13 protein-coding genes are annotated in these 19,323 nt (G+C 48.1%); 8 read left to right on the forward strand and 5 right to left on the reverse strand.

Annotation, left to right across the window (positions count from 1 at the left end):
* Positions 1-18: 18 nt before the first annotated feature.
* The gene (mfd, locus tag GGR41_RS00155; protein WP_167660131.1) at positions 19-3,480 is read right to left on the reverse strand and encodes a transcription-repair coupling factor; all 3,462 of its coding nucleotides are present in this window, start codon (positions 3,478-3,480) and stop codon (positions 19-21) included.
* A 12-nt stretch (positions 3,481-3,492) separates the two neighbouring features.
* Here mfd and ispD point away from each other — a divergent pair, with 12 nt between their 5' ends.
* A complete protein-coding gene (gene ispD / locus GGR41_RS00160; protein ID WP_167660132.1) occupies positions 3,493-4,203 on the forward strand; it encodes a 2-C-methyl-D-erythritol 4-phosphate cytidylyltransferase in 711 nt (236 codons plus the stop codon).
* Positions 4,194-4,682 (forward strand): 2-C-methyl-D-erythritol 2,4-cyclodiphosphate synthase, encoded by a 489-nt coding sequence (gene ispF, locus GGR41_RS00165; RefSeq protein ID WP_077733690.1) that lies wholly within the window; start codon positions 4,194-4,196, stop codon positions 4,680-4,682. Before ispD ends, ispF begins: the two co-directional genes overlap by 10 nt.
* A gap of 77 nt (positions 4,683-4,759) precedes the next feature.
* Here the strand turns inward: ispF and GGR41_RS00170 are convergent, their stop codons facing one another.
* The 3 genes from GGR41_RS00170 to ompR form a co-directional block, all read right to left on the reverse strand.
* Entirely contained in the window at positions 4,760-5,311 is a 552-nt protein-coding gene (locus tag GGR41_RS00170; protein ID WP_167660133.1) for a peroxiredoxin, read from the reverse strand.
* Positions 5,312-5,374: 63 nt separating this feature from the next.
* Positions 5,375-6,649, reverse strand: coding sequence for a sensor histidine kinase (locus GGR41_RS00175; RefSeq protein WP_477529321.1), 1,275 nt, complete (start codon positions 6,647-6,649; stop codon positions 5,375-5,377).
* 120 nt (positions 6,650-6,769) lie between these two features.
* Positions 6,770-7,504, reverse strand: coding sequence for an osmolarity response regulator transcription factor OmpR (gene ompR, locus GGR41_RS00180; RefSeq protein WP_077733688.1), 735 nt, complete (start codon positions 7,502-7,504; stop codon positions 6,770-6,772).
* A gap of 226 nt (positions 7,505-7,730) precedes the next feature.
* Here ompR and tsaB point away from each other — a divergent pair, with 226 nt between their 5' ends.
* Genes tsaB through GGR41_RS00195 form a run of 3 tightly spaced genes read left to right on the forward strand, consistent with a single transcriptional unit; the run spans position 7,731 to position 11,205 of the window.
* Positions 7,731-8,948 carry a tRNA (adenosine(37)-N6)-threonylcarbamoyltransferase complex dimerization subunit type 1 TsaB gene (tsaB, locus tag GGR41_RS00185; RefSeq protein WP_167660135.1) on the forward strand — a complete coding sequence of 406 codons (1,218 nt, stop codon included), beginning with the start codon at positions 7,731-7,733 and terminating at the stop codon, positions 8,946-8,948.
* 7 nt (positions 8,949-8,955) lie between these two features.
* Entirely contained in the window at positions 8,956-9,804 is an 849-nt protein-coding gene (locus GGR41_RS00190; protein WP_167660136.1) for a uracil-DNA glycosylase, read from the forward strand.
* A gap of 30 nt (positions 9,805-9,834) precedes the next feature.
* The gene (locus tag GGR41_RS00195; RefSeq protein ID WP_167660137.1) at positions 9,835-11,205 is read left to right on the forward strand and encodes an amidase; all 1,371 of its coding nucleotides are present in this window, start codon (positions 9,835-9,837) and stop codon (positions 11,203-11,205) included.
* Here GGR41_RS00195 and lplT read toward each other — a convergent pair whose 3' ends face one another.
* Positions 11,206-12,510, reverse strand: coding sequence for a lysophospholipid transporter LplT (gene lplT, locus GGR41_RS00200; protein ID WP_167660138.1), 1,305 nt, complete (start codon positions 12,508-12,510; stop codon positions 11,206-11,208).
* A gap of 172 nt (positions 12,511-12,682) precedes the next feature.
* On the opposite strand from lplT, the gene smc reads away from it, so the two are divergent.
* The 3 genes from smc to ligA are packed head-to-tail and all read left to right on the forward strand — an operon-like array spanning position 12,683 to position 19,315.
* Entirely contained in the window at positions 12,683-16,204 is a 3,522-nt protein-coding gene (gene smc / locus GGR41_RS00205; RefSeq protein ID WP_167660139.1) for a chromosome segregation protein SMC, read from the forward strand.
* Positions 16,205-16,247: 43 nt separating this feature from the next.
* A complete protein-coding gene (locus tag GGR41_RS00210; RefSeq protein WP_167660140.1) occupies positions 16,248-17,273 on the forward strand; it encodes a cell division protein ZipA C-terminal FtsZ-binding domain-containing protein in 1,026 nt (341 codons plus the stop codon).
* On the forward strand, positions 17,270-19,315 hold the full coding sequence (gene ligA, locus GGR41_RS00215) for an NAD-dependent DNA ligase LigA (RefSeq protein WP_229711086.1): 2,046 nt from the start codon (positions 17,270-17,272) through the stop codon (positions 19,313-19,315). The genes GGR41_RS00210 and ligA overlap by 4 nt, the downstream gene beginning before the upstream one ends.
* Positions 19,316-19,323: the final 8 nt, after the last annotated feature.

Consider the following 19,323-nt stretch of genomic DNA (forward strand, 5'->3'; position numbering starts at 1 on the left):
ATTTAAGAGCGGCTTTTTTTAACCTAACTGTTGCATGAGCTGATTAACTTTTTGAACACGTTGGGGGATAGGGGTGGCATCCGCTAAACTGACACGTAATTTATCAGGCCCATTAAACCGAACCGCTTTGTCTTTTTGCACCAGCTCAATTAATCGCACCGGGTCTACATTAGGCTTAGCAGTAAATTGCAATACAAGCTGATCTTCTTGTAAGTCCATTTTTTCTAGCCCTAACTGTTCGCCTTTAATGCGAAGCTGATGCACAGTGAGAAGATTTTTAGCTGGCTCAGGCAATAACCCGTAGCGATCAATGAGTTCTTCTTGAATATGGGCTAATTCGTCAGTGGTCGCAGCATGGGAAAGCTTTTTGTAAAAACCTAATCGGGCATGCACATCTGGACAGTAATCGTTAGGTAACAAAGCCGGGCTACGTAAATTCACTTCACACTTGATATCAAAGGGTGACATCAAGTCAGGCTCCTCGCCGGCTTTAAGCGCTTTCACGGCTTTGTTCAGCATATCTGAATACATGGAAAAGCCAATTTCATGAATATTCCCTGATTGGTGTTCACCTAAGACTTCACCGGCTCCACGAATTTCCAAATCATTCATTGCCAAGAAAAACCCAGCACCTAACTCATCCATAGCTTGAATAGCTTCGAGTCGTTTTTTAGCATTCGCGGTGATAGCATCGTCACCTGGTGTTAATAGGTACGCATAGGCTTGGTGATGGGAGCGGCCAACGCGACCACGTAACTGATGCAGCTGGGCTAAGCCCAGCTTATCGGCACGCTGAATGACAATAGTATTAGCGCTGGGCACATCAATACCTGTTTCAATAATTGTGGTGCACAGCAATACATTAAAGCGCTTTTGATAAAAGTCTTTCATGACACTTTCTAGCTCACGTTCAGGCATTTGACCGTGTGCTACGCCAATGCGCGCTTCAGGGACCAGTTCTTGCAGTCGGGCACGACGATTTTCAATGGTTTCCACTTCATTATGTAGAAAATAGACCTGCCCCCCGCGTTTTAGCTCTCGTAAGAGGGCCTCACGTATGGTGCCATTGTCTTCTCTGCGCACAAAGGTTTTGATAGCAAGACGTTTTTCTGGCGCTGTGGCAATAATAGAAAAGTCGCGTATTCCTTCTAGGGACATCCCTAGGGTACGTGGGATAGGAGTTGCGGTGAGGGTGAGCATATCGACTTCGGCACGCAAGGCCTTAAATGCCTCTTTTTGACGCACGCCAAAACGATGCTCCTCGTCAATAATGACCAAACCTAGGTTCTTGTATTTAACGTCTTTGGAAAGCAGTTTATGGGTACCAATTACGATATCGACATGCCCGTTAGCCAGCCCTTCTATAGCGGCTTTGGTTTCTTTGCTGGTTCTAAAACGGGAAAGCTCAGCCACTTGGATAGGCCAGTCAACAAAACGGTCTGCAAAATTTTGGGCGTGTTGCTCTGCTAGCAAAGTGGTGGGGCACAAAATAGCAACCTGTTTGCCATTAGCCACTGCAACAAAAGCGGCACGTAGTGCGACTTCTGTTTTACCAAAACCCACATCGCCACAAATGAGGCGGTCCATTGGCTGACCAGATTTCATATCATCTAATACCGCTTCGATAGCAGCGGCCTGGTCAGGGGTAGGCTCAAAGCCAAAACCTGCTGCAAAGGTTTCGTAATCACTAAGAGGGACCTTGTATTGTTGACCTTCGCGCAGTGCACGTTGTGCATACAGAGCCAACAGTTCAGCAGCCGTATCGCGAGCTTGTTTAGCCGCTTTTTGCCGTGCTTTTTCCCATTGCCCTGAGCCAAGCTGATGTAAGGGAGCTGACTCAGCATCGGTGCCGCTATAACGCGAAATTACGTGTAACTGTGAAACAGGCACATACAGAGTGGCCTCGTTGGCGTACTCCAAATGCAGAAGCTCGACAGGGCCTTCGCCTAAGTCCATTTCGATCAGACCTTGATAGCGTCCTATGCCATGTTCGGTGTGTACAACAGGGTCGCCCGTACGCAGCTCGGATAAGTCCCGAACCATCGCCTCAACATTCGTGCGATGACTGCGTCGTGTACGTTGGCGTGTGCGTACTTGGTGAGGGTAGAGATCGTTTTCAGTGAGTAAGGTAATAGCAGCCTCGTGTAAGGCAAAACCTTGGTACAACGAGGCTGTGACCAAGGCAAACGATGCCTCGCCATATAAAAAGCTGTCTAGCTCTAAGCAGTGGGGGTCCGGAATTAAGTGATGCTCAGCGAGCATCTGTGCAATGGTTTCCCGTCTTCCAGGCGACTCGGCACAAAGGAGGGTACGTCGCAATGGGTCACGAACTTCGGTACGTAACGCAGAGAGTGGATCGTCTGCGCGGCGAGTTACAGCCACATCAGGTACCGGAATAAAATCAGGGTGTAGTCCATTGGGTTGGAGGTCTAGACGGGCAAACCGTTTGAGTGCGCCAAAAAACTCGTCCTCGCTTAAGAATAAAAACTCGGGAGCTAAAACAGGGCGCTCGTTATCACTTTTCAAAAAATGGTAGCGTTGTTGAGCATCGGCGTGAAACCCTTGAATCGCTTGCGCTGTTGTGCCATGAGTGACCACGATACTGTCCTTGGGCAAATAATTAAACAACGTAGCCGTTTGCTCAAAAAACAAAGGTAGGTAGTACTCAACCCCTGCAAACGCAATGCCATTTCCTATTTCTTTATAGGGTAATGCGCGTGAAGGATCACCTTCAAAATGCTCGCGAAATTGAGCCCTAAAGACATGGCGTGCGTCTTCATCCATAGGGAACTCGCGACCAGGCAGTAAGTCCACTTTTTTGACTGGGTAGAGACTGCGCTGCGTATCGGCATCAAAGGCACGGATAGATTCAATTTCATTATCAAATAAATCCAGACGATACGGTACCACCGAGCCCATTGGAAATAAATCAATCAGGCCACCACGTATAGAGAATTCGCCAGGGGCAGTAACTTGGGTGACATGATTATAGTTAGCAAGCACCATTTGTTCTTTTAGCTGCTGCTCATCAAGCTTTTCCCCTTGCTGAAAACTAAAGCTGTGCGCAGCTAAAAAAGCAGGGGGAGCTAAGCGATACAGTGCTGTGCTAACAGGAATGGTCAGCACATCTACCTCATTATGCAATAAGGCATTTAAGGCTTTAAGGCGTGCTGAGATTAAATCCTCATGAGGCGAAAAATTATCGTAAGGCAGGGTTTCCCAATCAGGAAATTGCTGGACGGTAAGTTCAGGCCCAAAAAGCTTAATTTCATGGTTTAAGCGCTGCGCATCTAGCGGATCAGTACAAAACACGATTACACTGTGGGTGCTTTGCCGAGCTAAATCAGCAAGCAGCAGCGCATCTCCCGAGCCGGGAGGCAAGGGTTGCTGAAAACGTTGCCCAACTTTTAAGGCCTGTAAACTGGATGAGGTGCTGCTAAGATAAAGGCTGGTTGTAGTAGGGCTTTTAGTTTTGCTCATGGGAATACGTTTATGTCAAAGAAAATAATTGCTTTAGTGCCTGCTGCTGGTATTGGTGCGCGAGCAAGACGACAAACTACAGCGGCAATCTTAAAACCAGATTTACCTAAGCAGTACGAGCTGCTAAAGGGGTTGCCGATGTTGCGACTCTCAGTAAAGGCTATGTTAGCCGATCCCCGCATTGATCATGTGCGAGTTATTGTAAGTCCGACTGACACATGGGTAAATGATGCGTTAACAGGTCTAGAACGCACCACATGGCGTGCAGTCGGGGGTGAAACTCGGGCCGATACAGTACGTAACGGGTTAAAAGAGTTAAATCCAGAGCCAGGTCAATGGGTTGTGGTGCACGATGCGGCTCGACCCGGGCTGCCTGCAGAGGCCTTAGCACGTCTATTAGACACCTGCTTGGAACAAGACCAAGGCGGTTTGCTCGCACTGCCTGTGCCGGACACCGTTAAAAAAGCAGAGGGGGAGCCCAACCCAGAGGTAGCCCAAACAGTGCCGCGTGACCACCTTTGGTTAGCCCAGACGCCCCAAATGTTTAAAGCCATTGACCTGCTGCAGGCACTTGAGCAAGCAGAGCACGAACAGTGGTCTGTTACTGACGAATCATCCGCTATGGAACAAGCAGGCCATCGCTCTTTATTAATTCGGGGCGCTCCGCAAAACTTCAAGGTGACATGGCCGGGGGATTTTCAAATTTTGGAGAAATGGTTATGAATTTGCGTGTAGGTCAGGGCTTTGATGTCCATGCTCTGGTTGAGGGACGTCCCTTAATTATTGGTGGGGTGACGATTCCTCATACGCACGGTCTTTTAGGGCATTCTGATGCGGATGTATTGCTGCATGCATTAACAGATGCATTGTTAGGTGCGGCCGCACTAGGTGATATAGGGCGCCACTTTCCTGATACAGACCCACGGTATAAAGGCGCAGATAGCCGTGTTTTATTACGCGATGCGTATGCATTAGTTCAAGAGCAGGGTTGGCAAATAATAAACATAGATGCCACCCTTCATGCACAGGCGCCAAAAATCGGGCCACATGCACCCGCTATGCTTCAGGTAATAAGTACGGATTTAAAAGTAGACACAAGCCGTATTAATATCAAAGCCAAAACTAACGAGGGGTTAGGTCATCTAGGCCGTAAAGAAGGCATTGCGGCTAATGTCGTGGTGTTATTACATAAGCCTGTTTGACATCCTGCCTGCCCTGAAGGCCAAGGTTTTACAGCGACATGGATAAAAAAAGCGTAGAAATTTTCTACGCTTTTTTATTAGTCTAGAGTGGGACCACCAATTTGCCGATTGCTAGGACATAACGCATCGGTTTGGATAGCGTCAAGTAACCGTAATATTTCCTCGGGGCTGCGGCCTACGTTTAAGTTGTTCACAGAAATATGCTGAATGATATTGTCAGGGTCAACAATTAACGTAGCACGTAATGCTACCCCTTCGATTTTGTCACGTATTCCTAGCTGATCAATGAGCGCACCACTGGTGTCTGCAAATTGATAATGTTGTAGACGATGCAAATCGGGGTGTTCACGACGCCACGCCAGTTTCACGAACTCGTTATCGCTAGAGCCACCCATGACAATTGCATTACGTTGATGAAAATCGGCCTGTAAACGGCCAAAATCAGAAATTTCAGTCGGGCATACCGTAGTGAAATCTTTTGGGTAGAAATAAATAATTTTCCACTTGTGTGGAAAAGAGCTTTCTGTGATTTCCTCGAAAGCCGAGATGCCGTTTTCTTGAGCTTCGTTAAAGCCAGGCTTTACGCCGGTAACTTTAAAAGGCTCGAGTCGATCGCCAACCGTTTTCATAAAGATCCTTTCAGTAAACTAATCAGAATAATTCTACCCGAATGGATTTGTTTGCCTAGTCGTTTAGCGGACTTTTAACTTAGGGATTTCGATACGTGCTGTCAGGCCTTGGCCTGGAGGAGAGGTGAGCTCAAAACGACCCCCTACCTGTAATAATAGGCGTTCTACGATGGCTAAGCCTAGACCGGCTCCGTTTACCCCAGTACGGGCTAACTCGCCTCTAGAGAAAGGACGTAATAAACGTTGAACTTCGTGTTCTTCAATGCCGACGCCTTGGTCTTGAACTTTAATCTCAATGATATTGCCTTTAGGGTGTGCAGAAAGGTGAATATAGGCTTTGTTGTCGGCTGCACTGCGCCCATAACGTCTGGAGTTTTCAATTAAATTACTTACGATGCGTTTTAAGTCGTTTTCATCAATCCGACCAAAAAGGTTGGGAGAAATATCGGCGGTGAGCTCCCCCCCTAGACTTTCAGTATGACTACGTTCACGCTCATAGAGAGAGCTTAGCGCCTTGCTGATATCGATACCTTGCTCTGGGGCCTTGGCGGCAGGGCGTGCGTACTCCATGAGCTGATCAATACTGTGATCAATTTGCGCCAGGTCTTCGTCAATGGCTTGACGCGTTGCATCGCTGACGTTGGATAGTTCGATTTCTAACCGCATACGTGCAAGAGGAGTACGTAAATCGTGGGAAATACCTGCCAACATAATTTCCCTATCGGCTTCGGCTTGACGAATATCGCGTGTCATTCGATTAAACGCTACGTTCATATCTCGGATTTCAGCGGGACCACGCTCTGGTAGAGGTGACGGGGTTTCGCCGCGAGCAAGCTGATGAGTAACTTGAGCTAAACGGGCTAAAGGACGGTTTACAAAACGCACACTAATCGCAGCGCCTAAGAAAGAAAGAAGAAGCGCTGACAACAACCAGCCAATCCATTCAGCACCTGCAATTAGGCTAAGCTGTTCGCGGTTAAATACCAGCCAGTATTGTTCTGTATCGAGCTCGAAAGAAACCCAAATACCTGGCACGTTGTTGACTGACCACATAATCAGTGTGTTACTACCCAAGTCTTTGCGTACCTCTTCGGAGACTTTATTCCAATAGGCTGAATGCTGGATGGGCTCGAGAATGTCATCGGGCTCGCGCGGTTGAATGCGTAGACTTTCTTTGGTGGCTAAATCAAGCAGCAAAGCGGGGCGCTGGTCGAATGGAGCGTAAGTTAATGCGGAACGTGTAATGCTTACGGAGGTAGAAACCCGTTGTGCCATTTGAATAGCACGAGGGCCTGACTCGATAGAAAAGAAGACTTGCAACCAAATGCCGAAGCTCATGCCCATAAGGCCAAGCAAAAGAAAAAAAGTACGACTAAAAAGCCCCATTTTAAAAGGGGGCTTTTTGGAAGGGGTGCTAGAGGTCGAAAGGGCAGTTTTGCTCATGCCCTTATCATACCTTTAATGACCACCATCAGGAACAAAAACATAGCCCAAACCCCAGACAGTTTGAATAAAAACGGGTTTGGATGGGTTAGGTTCAATCAGCTTGCGTAAACGAGAAATTTGAACGTCTAAACTGCGATCAAATGCTTCGTATTCTCGGCCACGTGCTAATTCCATTAGTTTGTCACGAGACAACGGGATTTTTGGATGACGTGCAAAGACCTTTAATACAGAGAACTCGCCGGTAGTGATAGGGACGACTTCATCTCCTTTAGTAAGCGTACGCGTAGACAGATTGAGTGAATACGGACCAAATTCGATCGCTTCATTTTCTTGGCTAGGAGCGCCAGGATGCTCTTCTGTGCCGCGACGGCGTAAAATGGCATTTACCCGAGCAAGTAATTCGCGTGGGTTAAATGGCTTTACTAAATAGTCGTCTGCACCCATCTCTAAGCCAACAATGCGGTCAATTTCTTCCGCTTTTGCTGTTAGCATAATAATAGGTGTGTTATCGTGACCCCCTCGTAAACGACGACAAATTGAAAGTCCATCTTCGCCTGGCAGCATTAGATCAAGGATAAGTAAATCAAAATGTTCGCGTTGCCAGAGTTTAGACATTTCTTTGCCATCTTCGGCAACAAAAACATTAAAGCCTTGTTCCGTTAGATAGCGTCGCAATAAATCGCGTAAACGTGGATCGTCATCGACGACGAGTATTTTTCTGGTAAGAGGTTGATTTTGTGTGTTCATGATTAAAATGTAACAGGCAAAAAGGGGGGCGTACAGGCTCGTAGAACATTTTTACAATTGATGCTTTTCATTCATGAAACCCCCGAGAATTAACGGAAGAATTTTCATTTTGTTACAGATTTTGGGCGCTAACTAGTTATCACGCCAAAGCTACTACACATTTACAATCCATCTATCCGTGCATTTTAATGCTAAATCTTTCTTACCTGAGCAAACTAATACGTCAATGAAAGTGAATCTTTTAGCTCTAGACAGTGCGAATGCTGTGTGTGGTGTTGCAATCTTGCAATCCGAAACCGGTCAAACCCAGTTAACTGTGGCTGAACATGAAGGTTCTGCTCAACATGCAGAGCACATGTTGCCTTTAATAGAGCGTTGTTTAAAAGAGGCCGACCTACAACGCGCTGATTTACATGGTATTGCATTTGCGCAAGGCCCAGGTGGTTTTACTGGTTTACGAGTCGCCTGTGGGGTTGCCCAAGGTTTGGCGTATGCATTAGGGTTAAAAGTGGCTCCGATCCCGTCGTTATTAGCGCTTGCTGCCCAACAAGACCCATTAGCGCAGCCTTCGATTGAAGTGATAGTAACCGATGCGCGTATGCAAGAGCTGTATGTAGGGGCGTATCAACGTACCCAACACGGTTGGTATAGTCTGCATAAACCCATTTTGATTGCTGAAGCTACTTTTTATTATTATTTAAAACAACTCATTCAACAACAAACGGCATTGCAAACTAAAGCCATAGTGCGTGTATCGGGCGATGGCTTAGATGCGTTTCCTACACTTAATCAGCAGGCGCTAGGCCTCGGGGCGCAATTAGGAAATACGGGGCGGGTTCAGGTGCAAACCCTAGCGCACTTAGCGCTTTTAGCGTTTGAACAAGACCAACTCATTGATCCCGCTTTAGCTACCCCGTTATATGTGCGTAATCGTGTGGCATTTACTATTGCAGAGCGTGAAACAGGCTTAGGAGGCAATCCCAGTGCTTTGTGGCAAGCTGTTCAATTCAAACCCATGGCTACCCAACATCTCGAAACAGTGGCTGCTATAGAGCACGTACTGCAGTACGACCCGTGGTCTATGGCTCAGTTTGAACAAAGCATTCAGTCGGGGCATTGGGCGTGGGTGGCATTATACGAGGGGCATGTGGTCGCCTATGCAGTCGTCATGCCCACTGTAGATGAGGCCGAGTTATTACTGATCGGTGTCACGCCGGAGCACCAGCGGCAGGGCATAGCGCAACAGTTATTATGCTATGTTGAACAAGATGCCAGAGCCAAGCGGTGTTCAGTGATGCACTTAGAGGTGCGAGAGTCAAACACCGCCGCCCAAGAGCTTTACAAAGGGGCAGGGTACCGTTCCGTTGGGCTTCGTAAAAACTATTACAAAACACCGACAGCAGAAAAGGAAGCGGCCGTGCTTTATAGTAAGACCTTAGCGTAGGAATATTATGACGGACCCGTCTCTTCAAATTAGCCCCATCCAGCATGCCTGGTTACGCGAGTTGCAGGTGGCACCAGCGTTTTTAGCAAGGCCCGTTGTGGTCGCCGCACCGCAAGAGTTAAAGCGCAGTCCTCCGCCAGTCTCTGATACGCCAGTCAGTACGTCAAACGCCGCCGGTACGATGCCAGCGACTGCTCGAGCCGCACTGCACGAGCACTTGGGTCTAAAAAAATCGACTCCCCCCGTGGCAGCAGAGCCAGAGGCACCAACGCAACCGATAGTAAGAGAAGCATTAAACGCCCTTAGCCTAGAGCAAATTCAAAACTATGCGGATCACTGTTCGGCATGTGCGTTACATGAACAGCGGCAACGTGCAGTGATAGGTGCTGGGCATACTGAACAACCCGATTGGATGGTGATTTCCATTGCTCCTAGTAGTAACGAGGAAATGGTGGGCTTACCTATGCAAGGTAAAACAGGAGAGCTTTTTGCTCAACAGCTACAAAGTATAGCGGTGCCGCCGCACCTGACTTTCTACACGACCCAACTGGTGAAATGCCGCAGCCCTCATCATACAAAGACAGAATATATCCAGGCGTGTCAGCAAATTTTGTGGCGTCAGATCGCGCTGATTCAACCTAAACATATTATTTTATTGGGCGAAGCCAGCGCAGAACTTTTTTTTGGCGCTCAGACCCCTTTTGATGAGCTCCGCGCCAAGGTGCAATCCTGGCAGCGCCCAGACGGGGACACGATCCCCGTCATTGTGACGTATGATCCCGTGTCATTGTTATTACGTCCTCAAGACAAAGTGAGCGCGTGGGCAGATTTATTATTAATGCAAACCCTATTCTAAAAAGACAACTACGTATTATTAGGAGGCTGTATGTCTAGCTTTTCATTAAGGCAGATGCGTGAATTATTTTTAACTAAAAAGTTATCGCCTTCAGAGGTGGTCGAAGACTACCTAGCTAGAATAGAAAAACATCAGGATACCAATATTTATATTACGGTAAACGCCCAGCAAGCGCGCCATCAAGCAGCGCTTGCAACGCAGCGCTATCAGTTAGGCGAGGCCTCTGGGCTGCTAGAAGGAATACCGGTAGCCTATAAAGACAATATTTTTGTGCGTGGTCTACCTAACACTGCCGGTTCCGTCATAGAAAAGTCGTTTATTCCTACTCAAGACGCTCCCGCAGTCAGACGTATGCAACAGGCCGGTGCTATCAATTTAGGTAAGCTTAATTTGCATGAGTATGCGTTTGGTATAACAAGTCAAAACCCGTTTTATGGCGCTGTAGAGAACCCTTGGAATCGCCGTTTTAGCCCTGGAGGCTCAAGTGGCGGCAGCGGTGCAGCGTTGGCAGCCAATTTAGCCATGATCACTTTAGGCACGGATACTGGCGGGTCTATTCGCATTCCTGCTGCAGCCTGTGGTGTGATCGGCTTAAAAGCAACCCGAGACATCATTTCTTGTCAAGGAACACGACCTATTTCGGCGTCCTTAGACCATGTTGGCCCTCTCACTAAAACAGTCGAGGACATGACGCTGAGCCTAGAGGTTTTAACGGGGCATGATTACTTAACCCATCTACCTCGCTCTTTAAAAGGGCTACGTATTGGCGTGCCTACCAATTATTTTTGGCATCAGGTAGATGCTGCCGTAGGCGCGGCTTATGAACGCGCACTACAACAGTTGCAGGCTTTAGGTGCGGTGCTGATCGAGGTCGATGTGCCTTACACCGAGGCCGATGCAGGCGTGGTCTTCGCATTGGCGATATGCGAAGGGGCTGCGGAGCATGCAGAGCGGATGGCCCAATATAAAGATCAGTATGGTACCGATGTCTGGGCAGCCCTAAGTGCTGCGCAGAACTTTTCTGCGGTGGATTATATTAAAGCCAAAGAGCGTCAAGTGCAGCTTACCCACCAGTTTGAGGCGTTATTGCAAGACATTGATGTGTTGATTACGCCCACTACGCCTGTGACTGCACAAGAGATAGGTGTTAATGAGCTTGAGGTAGACGGGCAAATGCAGGATCTTTTTGGGTTAATTGTGCATAATTGTGCACCCTTTAACGTCACAGGACACCCTGCCTTGTCGCTGCCTTGTGGCTTAGGTCAACACGCCATTCCAATTGGTTTACAGTTGGTGTCTGCGCATCACAGAGAGCGCGTGTTATTGCAGGTGGCCTATGCCTACGAGCGCCATTATCTGGCTGATTTTTATGCTCAGCGTGAGCAAGTCGCCTTGAACTAATTAGCGCAAGGCTTGGCCATGACATTCCTCGCCAATGCAGTCATCTAAATGGGGGTTACGCAGATGGTTTTGTTTGTCCCAACGGATAAACACCACCATAAGCGTAGCCACAAGCAATCCGAAAATCGTGATAATGACGTTGATAGGAATGTCTAGCCACAACATAAAACTATAAAAGCTCAACATAAATAGAATGTTTAGCTGTTCATTAAAGTTTTGCACCGCAATAGAGTGTCCCGCTGATAATAAGACGTGACCACGGTGTTGTAATAACGCGTTCATGGGCACCACAAAAAAGCCAGAGGTCGCACCAATTAATAACAGTAAGCTATAGACAGCCCAAGTGCTTTTTACAAAAGGCATTAACAGTACAGTCAGCCCCATGACAACCCCCATGGGCAATACCTTTAGGGCCTGCTTTAAGGGGACTTTTCCCGCTAGGTAGGCGCCTACTACCGTACCTAATGCCGCCATACCCATCAAGATTGAGGATTGATCCAGTCGATAGCCCAACTGATGGGCTCCCCACTCGATGACGATAAATTGCAGCGTAGCGCCTGCACCCCAAAATAGAGTGGTGACGGCCAACGAAATTTGCCCAAGCTTATCGCCCCATAAAATAACCACGTAGCCTTTAAAGGTTTTAACGAGCTCAATGGGATTGGTTTTTTGTTTTGGGTAAATAATATTGGTTTTAGGAATGAGTAAATTGCAGGCAGCGGCGGCTAAATAAATAAACCCGATAATAAGAATCGCCGTTTCCGTATGGCTTAAGGCTATATCTTGGATAACAGGGGCATTGCGTAGCACGGGGCTGATGTCAGGGTGAATCAGCACGCCGCCCAATACCGTACCTAAAATAATAGACAGTACGGTTAGGCCTTCAATCCAGCTATTGCCTTTAACGAGGAGCTCGGGCTTGAGCATTTCAGTGACAATACCGTATTTAGCGGGAGAATACGCCGCGGCCCCGATGCCTACTAGGGTATAGGCAAAGAACACAAGAAAAAGCTGGGAGTCTTGGTGTTGAGCCAACTGATGCACGCCGAACATTAAAAGACAACCTAAGACCTTAATGCCATTTGTGATGAACATCACACGGCCTTTAGGGAATGCATCAGCAAAGGCGCCCACAAACGCAGCCAAAACCACATACGCAAGCGCAAACCACCACTTCATTAAAGGAGCCATCCAGTCGGGACCACTTAACTCTACAATTAGGGCTATAGCAGCGATAAGTAAGGCATTATCGGCTACAGATGACAGCGCTTGAGCTGCCATAACTAGATAGAAACCTTTGTTCAAAATGGATCTCGATAAGCAAGAAGGGCGGAAAGGGCGGCGCAGGAAAACATACTGCCTGCTTTAATAAGTAAATCAGTATAACTCTATGCTATTTTCTAGGTAAGTCAGCATCTCTATAATGGCTTGGGCTATTATACGAAAGCTGTAATTATCTTGCCTAAGCGAGTACTTGGTGCGTTTAACACAAATTAAATTATCAGGATTTAAATCCTTTGTAGATACTACACTAATCCCAACCCCTAGCCAGTTAGTGGGTGTGGTTGGGCCAAACGGGTGTGGGAAGTCAAATATTATTGATGCAGTACGGTGGGTGCTGGGGGAGAGTCGTGCTTCAGAGCTACGTGGTGGCTCCATGCAAGATGTCATTTTCAACGGGTCGGGGCAACGTAAACCCTCGGCACGGGCTTCGGTAGAGTTAACCTTTGATAACTCCGAAGGGCGAGTACTAGGGCAATGGGGCACCTACACCGAAATTTCGGTACGGCGCGAACTCACCCGTGATGGCACCAGTGGCTATTTTATTAACGGACAGCAAGTTCGTAGACGTGATATTAACGATATTTTCCTAGGAACGGGGCTAGGTGCTAGAGGCTACGCCATTATCGGTCAGGGCATGATTAATCGGCTGATTGAAGCCAAACCCGAAGAGTTACGTGTTTATCTTGAGGAGGCCGCTGGCGTGTCACGCTACAAAGAGCGCCGCAAGGAAACAGAAAGTCGGTTACGTGATACCAATGAAAACCTCGTTCGGTTAGAGGATATCCTGCAAGAGCTAGAGCAGCAGTTAGCACGTCTAGAGGTGCAAGCAGAAATTGCCCGTCAATACCGAGACTTGCAGGATGAAGGCGAAAAAAAGCAACACGCCTTGTGGTGGTTACGTGAACAAAACGCCCGTCAGGAACAACGTCAGCATGCTTTAGCCATTGAGCAGGCACAAACCGCGGTGGAGGCCGCTATGGCCGATATGCGCAGTACCGAGGCACGACTAGAGGCGTTGCGTCAGGCACAGCTTGATCAAACGGATGCGGTACAAAAAGCCCAAGCTCAACTCTATCAGCACGCCACCGCCGTCAATAAGATTGAAGCAGAGATCCACCATGCTAAAACGGCTCAGCAACGTCTAGAGCAGCGTCAACAACAGCTTCAAGCCCAACAACTCGAATGGCAGCAGTTGCGTACCGACAGCAGTCACGAATTAGAGTTAAAACAAGACGAATTAGAGGAGTTCGCATTACGTAATGAAGAGGCCCTCGGGCGCTTAGAGGAGTGTCAGCAGCGTCTAAACCCATTGGAAAGCGCTCAAGATCGCGCCCTAAAAGAAAAAGAGCACTTGCAAGAACGAATACAACAAACTCGACAACATATTGCTTTAGCAACGCAGCGTCTAAGCTCAGCGCAGGTGCAACAAGAGCAACTGCAGCAACGTCAACAACGGTTCGAGGCGGATCTTAGCCAGTTGCAAGTAGAAAAACACCTCGATAGTTCCGCCTTAAAAACGGAATGGTTACAAGCGCAAGAGCGTGTTGGCGCGCAGCAGCTCAGTATGCAAACGCTGCTACAGCAAGAGTCAGCTTTACAACAGGCTCAGGAGCAAACTCAGCAAATTTTGCATGAGCAAGAGCGATCTTATACCCAAATACAGGCGCAACTTCAGGCGATGGAGCAGCTACAGGCTCAATTGCAGCGGCACGAGCAAATGGCGCCTTGGCTTGAGCAATACGGTTTAGATCAATCACAGCCGTTTTGGCAGCGATTGCAGGTTGATGAGGGGTGGGCTACCGCCTTAGAGGCTGTATTGGGTCTACGTTTACAGGCGTTAACAGTTGATGAGCTAAACGGCTTAGCCGATTTAAATAGTGTGCCACCCACACGACTCTGGTTAGTCGAACCCTTTGAACAAGAGCACACTGATACTTTAGAAAGTCAGATGTTGAGTCCATTAAGTGCTTATGTTCGAGCAAAACACAGTGCCTGGCAAGACGCCCTAAATCAATGGGTAGCCGGATGGTATGTGGTGCCGACGTTAACACAGGCCTTGGATCTTCGTTCTGCATTAAGCCCCACCATGTCTTTGGTGACGCCAGAAGGGCATATTGTTCAATCGCATCAGGTTATGTTGTATACCGCTGATACAGAGCAAGCCGGCATCTTGGCACGGCAACAAGAAATAGAGCAACAACATAAAGCCCTAAAAGCACAGCTCCTGCATGTGCAAAGCGCTAAAGAAAAAGCCGTGCAGGCGCAGCAGGCTCTTGTTGTTAACAAAGAGGAACAAACCAAAACCCGTACTCGTTTACAAGAACTCACCCATTTGGCACATGAGTTGCAGTTACACTATCATCAAACCGAGCAAAAAGTTCAGCAGCAGCGCGAACGCTTAGACCAGGTTCAGGTTGAGTTACAAGAGATCAATGAGCTCAAAGTACATTGGCAGGAAACGCAAGAACAAGCAGTGCAGCAACGTGAAGAGCAAGCGCTTATTCTTGAAACGCTACTAGAGCAGCACGACGAGCAGCAGCAAAACTTAACGGAACTTAACGATCAATTGCAGGTTTTACGTGCTCAGCTGCGTGAATTGGAGCAGCAGAGTCAGAGCTTGCAATATAATCAAAACCTGACACAGGCTCGTGTGGATGAGCTATTGCGCAGTCAGCAACAGGCTCAAGAGCTGGCCCAACGAGCACAGATTGAGTTGGCGGGGTTAGTGGATGAATACGAAAATACGGATGTGGCAGAGCTACACCAGCAGCTTCAAGAAGCACTGGAACAGCGTGTGCATGCGGAAGACTTACTTCATACAGAGCAAAAGCAATTGACCGAGCTCACCACGCAGTTACACGACCTTCAACACAGCCGCCATCAAACGGGTGATGGTTTAGAGCCTTTGCGTCAGCAGGTCACCCAATTACAACTCGCAGAGCAGTCGGCACGGCTCACAGTAGAGCAGTATGCGGCGCAATTGGATGCCCAGCACGTAAATCGCCATGCCTTAGCTGCTTTTATGCAAGAACAAGAGGAAAACTGGCATAAAGTGACGTGGTTACAAAGTGAGGTGCAGCGTATTAATCGTGCTATCGAGGCCTTAGGCGCGGTGAACTTAGTCGCACTCGAGGAATTACAGACCGCCCAAGAACGACACGTGTATTTACAGTCACAGCATGATGATTTAACGCTAGCAATTGAAACCCTAGAAAATGCCATTCGAAAAATTGACAGAGAGACACGCGCATTGCTTCAAAGCACGTTTAACGAGGTCAATACGCATTTTGGTGACTTGTTTCCAAAGCTTTTTGGTGGGGGTGAGGCAAGACTTGTCATGACGGGCGAGGAAATTCTGGATGCCGGCGTACAGGTGATGGCGCAGCCCCCAGGCAAAAAGAACAGTACTATCCAACTTCTTTCGGGGGGTGAAAAAGCATTAACAGCAACCGCATTAGTTTTTGCATTTTTTAAATTGAACCCGGCGCCTTTTTGTTTATTAGACGAGGTAGATGCGCCTTTGGATGATGCAAATACCGAGCGCTACGCTAATTTAGTTGAAAGTATGAGCGATCAAACTCAATTTTTATTTATTTCTCATAATAAAATTGCTATGCAGATGGCAAAGCAGCTGGTTGGCGTTACTATGCAAGAACAAGGTGTATCTCGCATTGTTGCTGTCGATATGGCAGCTGCTGTAGAAATGGCACATTAATGTGATTTGCAATTATTTAGCCTAATAAGGGTCGGGTCAGAGAATGAGTGATTTAAAAATAGCCTTAGTGGCCTTAGGAGCCATACTCATTTTGTTGGTATTGCTTTTCAATTGGTGGCAAGACCGTCGTGTGCGTAACACCATGAAAGATAAGTTTCCAGAGGCGCCAGCTGATCCGCTGATGACGCAACTAGAAGCCGAGCGACGCGAACCCACCGTGCGCATAGCAGAGACGCTAGCGCAATCCAAAGCAGAGCCAGCCGTGTTAGCCGAAGACATCGATGCGGCCACCGAAGCCGTGATTGACGTGCAGTTCCCCAAAGCCGTGCCCGGGGCAGAGCTCATGGATTTACTACGAGCCTACTTGCGCGTAGAAACAAAGCCGGTGCGTTTGTTTGCGCTAAGTACTCAGGGCGAGCACCACGCTTATCCCCACGAGGCAGAGCAGTATGTGGGCATGCAGCTAGCCGTATTGTTGGCCAATCGAAAAGGGCCAATCAGTGAAATTGACTGGTCACGATTATGGATGGCAGCACAAAACTTGGCTCAGCAGTTGGATGGCACCGTGGATGGGCCCGAGCAACAAGAGGTAATCGAGCGGGCCCAGCAGTTGGATAACCTCTGTGCCAACCTAGATGCACAAGTTGGCTTAAGCTTACGTCTGCCCCAGCCATTAGCCACTGCAGAAGTGCGACAAGTGGCCCTAAGCGCAGGCTTTATGGAATATGGCAAACAGTTAGGTTGGCTAGCTAGCTCGGGCATACCGCGTTTTACTTTGTTATTTGATGGCAAGCCCGCTATGGACTTGCATTCTGCCCAAGTGAGTCGCTTAGATTTGCTGCTAGATGTACCTAATAGCCCAAAGGACGAGAATGCATTTAGCCGCATGGCGACCGTGGGACGCGATCTCGCAATGCGCTTAGATGCTGAGCTGATTGATGATCAGGGTCAGCCTTTAACCGCTCATTACGATGACGAAATTGATCAACAACTCTATCAAATTTACGAGCAATTAGAAGACGCTGGGTTTAATGCTGGCGAAAACAGAACGTTACGGGTATTTACGTGAAACAACGCTTAGAAGAACTGAAAGAACAACTGCATTTTCATAATTACCGCTACTACGTTTTAGATCAGCCTTTAATTGCTGATGCTCAGTACGACGCCTTGTTGCGCGAACTGCAGCAAATCGAAGCCGCTCATCCTGAATGGGTTACCGCCGACTCACCCACGCAACGTGTGGGAGCGGCACCGGTTTCAGCCTTTACCACCGTCGCCCATCGTCGCCCTATGTTGTCTTTGGGTAATGTGTTTGACGAAGAAGAGCTATACGCGTTTGATAAACGCATAGCTGATCTTTTGCGTGCCGAAGGAGTCATTCAAAACCAAGCCATTGAATACAATGCCGAGTATAAGTTTGACGGCTTAGCGGTCAGCTTACGCTACGAAAATGGTTTATTAGTACAGGGTGCAACTCGAGGCGACGGGGTGACTGGCGAAGATATTACGTCGAATGTACGTACAATTAGCTCGATCCCACTTCGCCTTCAAGGCGAGGCGGCGCATTGGCCTGCGGTGCTTGAGGTGCGTGGCGAAGTGCTTATGCATCGGGCTGATTTTGAGGCCTTAAATCAAGCGCAATTACGTCGTGGGGAAAAAATTTTCGTCAATCCTCGTAATGCTGCTGCAGGCAGTTTGCGACAATTAGACCCACGTATCACTGCTCAACGCCCTTTACGGTTTTTTGCTTACGGATGGGGCGAAATACAAGTCCAAGGAACTGCCCCCCATACTGAACCGTATCCTACCCAATCGGCTATGCTGGACTGGCTACGTCAATTAGGCTTTGCTGTGGATGAGCATCGACGTGTGCTGCATGGCGCCGCGGCCTTACAGCAGTTTTATGTTCACACTGAACAGAACCGTGCCGAGTTACCCTATGAAATTGATGGGGTAGTGTACAAGGTCAATGTTTTAGCTCAACAAGAGCTATTAGGGTATGTAGCTCGCGCTCCGCGTTTTGCTGTAGCACATAAGTTTCCTGCTCAGGAAATGACCACCAAGCTGTTAAGTATCGATGTCCAAGTCGGTCGTACCGGAGCCATTACCCCCGTGGCACGCTTAGAGCCTGTTTTTGTAGGAGGGGTTACGGTAACCAATGCTACCCTTCATAACGAAGATGAGATTCGTCGTAAAGACGTGCGCGCAGGCGACACGGTCATTGTGCGCCGAGCAGGGGATGTGATTCCCGAGGTGGTTGCACCCATTATCGAACTCAGACCCGAACAGACGGAACACTTTGTCTTTCCCAATCAATGTCCTGTCTGTGGCTCAGCGATCGAGCGCCCTATGGATGAAGCTATTGCTCGTTGTACAGGGGGGTTAGTCTGTGCGGCGCAACGCAAGCAAAGTCTCGAGCATGCCGTCAGCCGTAAAGCCTTAGATGTGGATGGTCTTGGCACCAAACTGATCGAACAGCTTGTGGATGCGAATCGAGTAAAAAACTTGGCTGATTTATTTACCTTGACTCAGTTAGAGCTATCTACTTATCCGCGCATGGGCTCTAAGTCGGCCGGTAATGTGGTGCTTGCCTTAGAGCAAGCTAAAAACCCGCCCTTGGCTCGTTTTATTTACGCCTTAGGTATACGTCACGTAGGCGAGGCCACCGCTAAAGCCTTAGCGGATCATTTTGTGCGCTTAGAGCGCTTGGTTCAAGCAAACGAAGAAGAGCTACTACAAATTGATGACGTAGGGCCGGTAGTAGCAGCTGAAATTGTTAATTTTTTTGCCGAGCCACATAATCGTGAAGTGTTAGGCCAACTAGAGCAAGTCGGGGTGGTGCCTATTGAGCCAGACGTACAAGCAAACCGTGTTGCCGTCACACCGTTCAGCAATAAAACTATCGTGTTAACAGGAACGTTGCCTACGTTATCTCGTACCGAAGCCCAAGTCTTAATTGAACAAGGGGGCGGCAAGGTAACAGGGTCGGTGTCTAAAAAAACAGACTTTGTGGTGGCAGGTTCGGAGGCGGGGTCTAAGCTAACCAAAGCGCAAAGCTTAGGGATTACGATTTTAAATGAAGCCCAGTTTTTAGAGTTATTACGAAGCTAGGGCTCTCT

It is taken from the genome of Paenalcaligenes hominis, assembly GCF_011927625.1.
In the GTDB taxonomy this organism is placed as follows: Bacteria; Pseudomonadota; Gammaproteobacteria; order Burkholderiales; family Burkholderiaceae_B; genus Paenalcaligenes; species Paenalcaligenes hominis.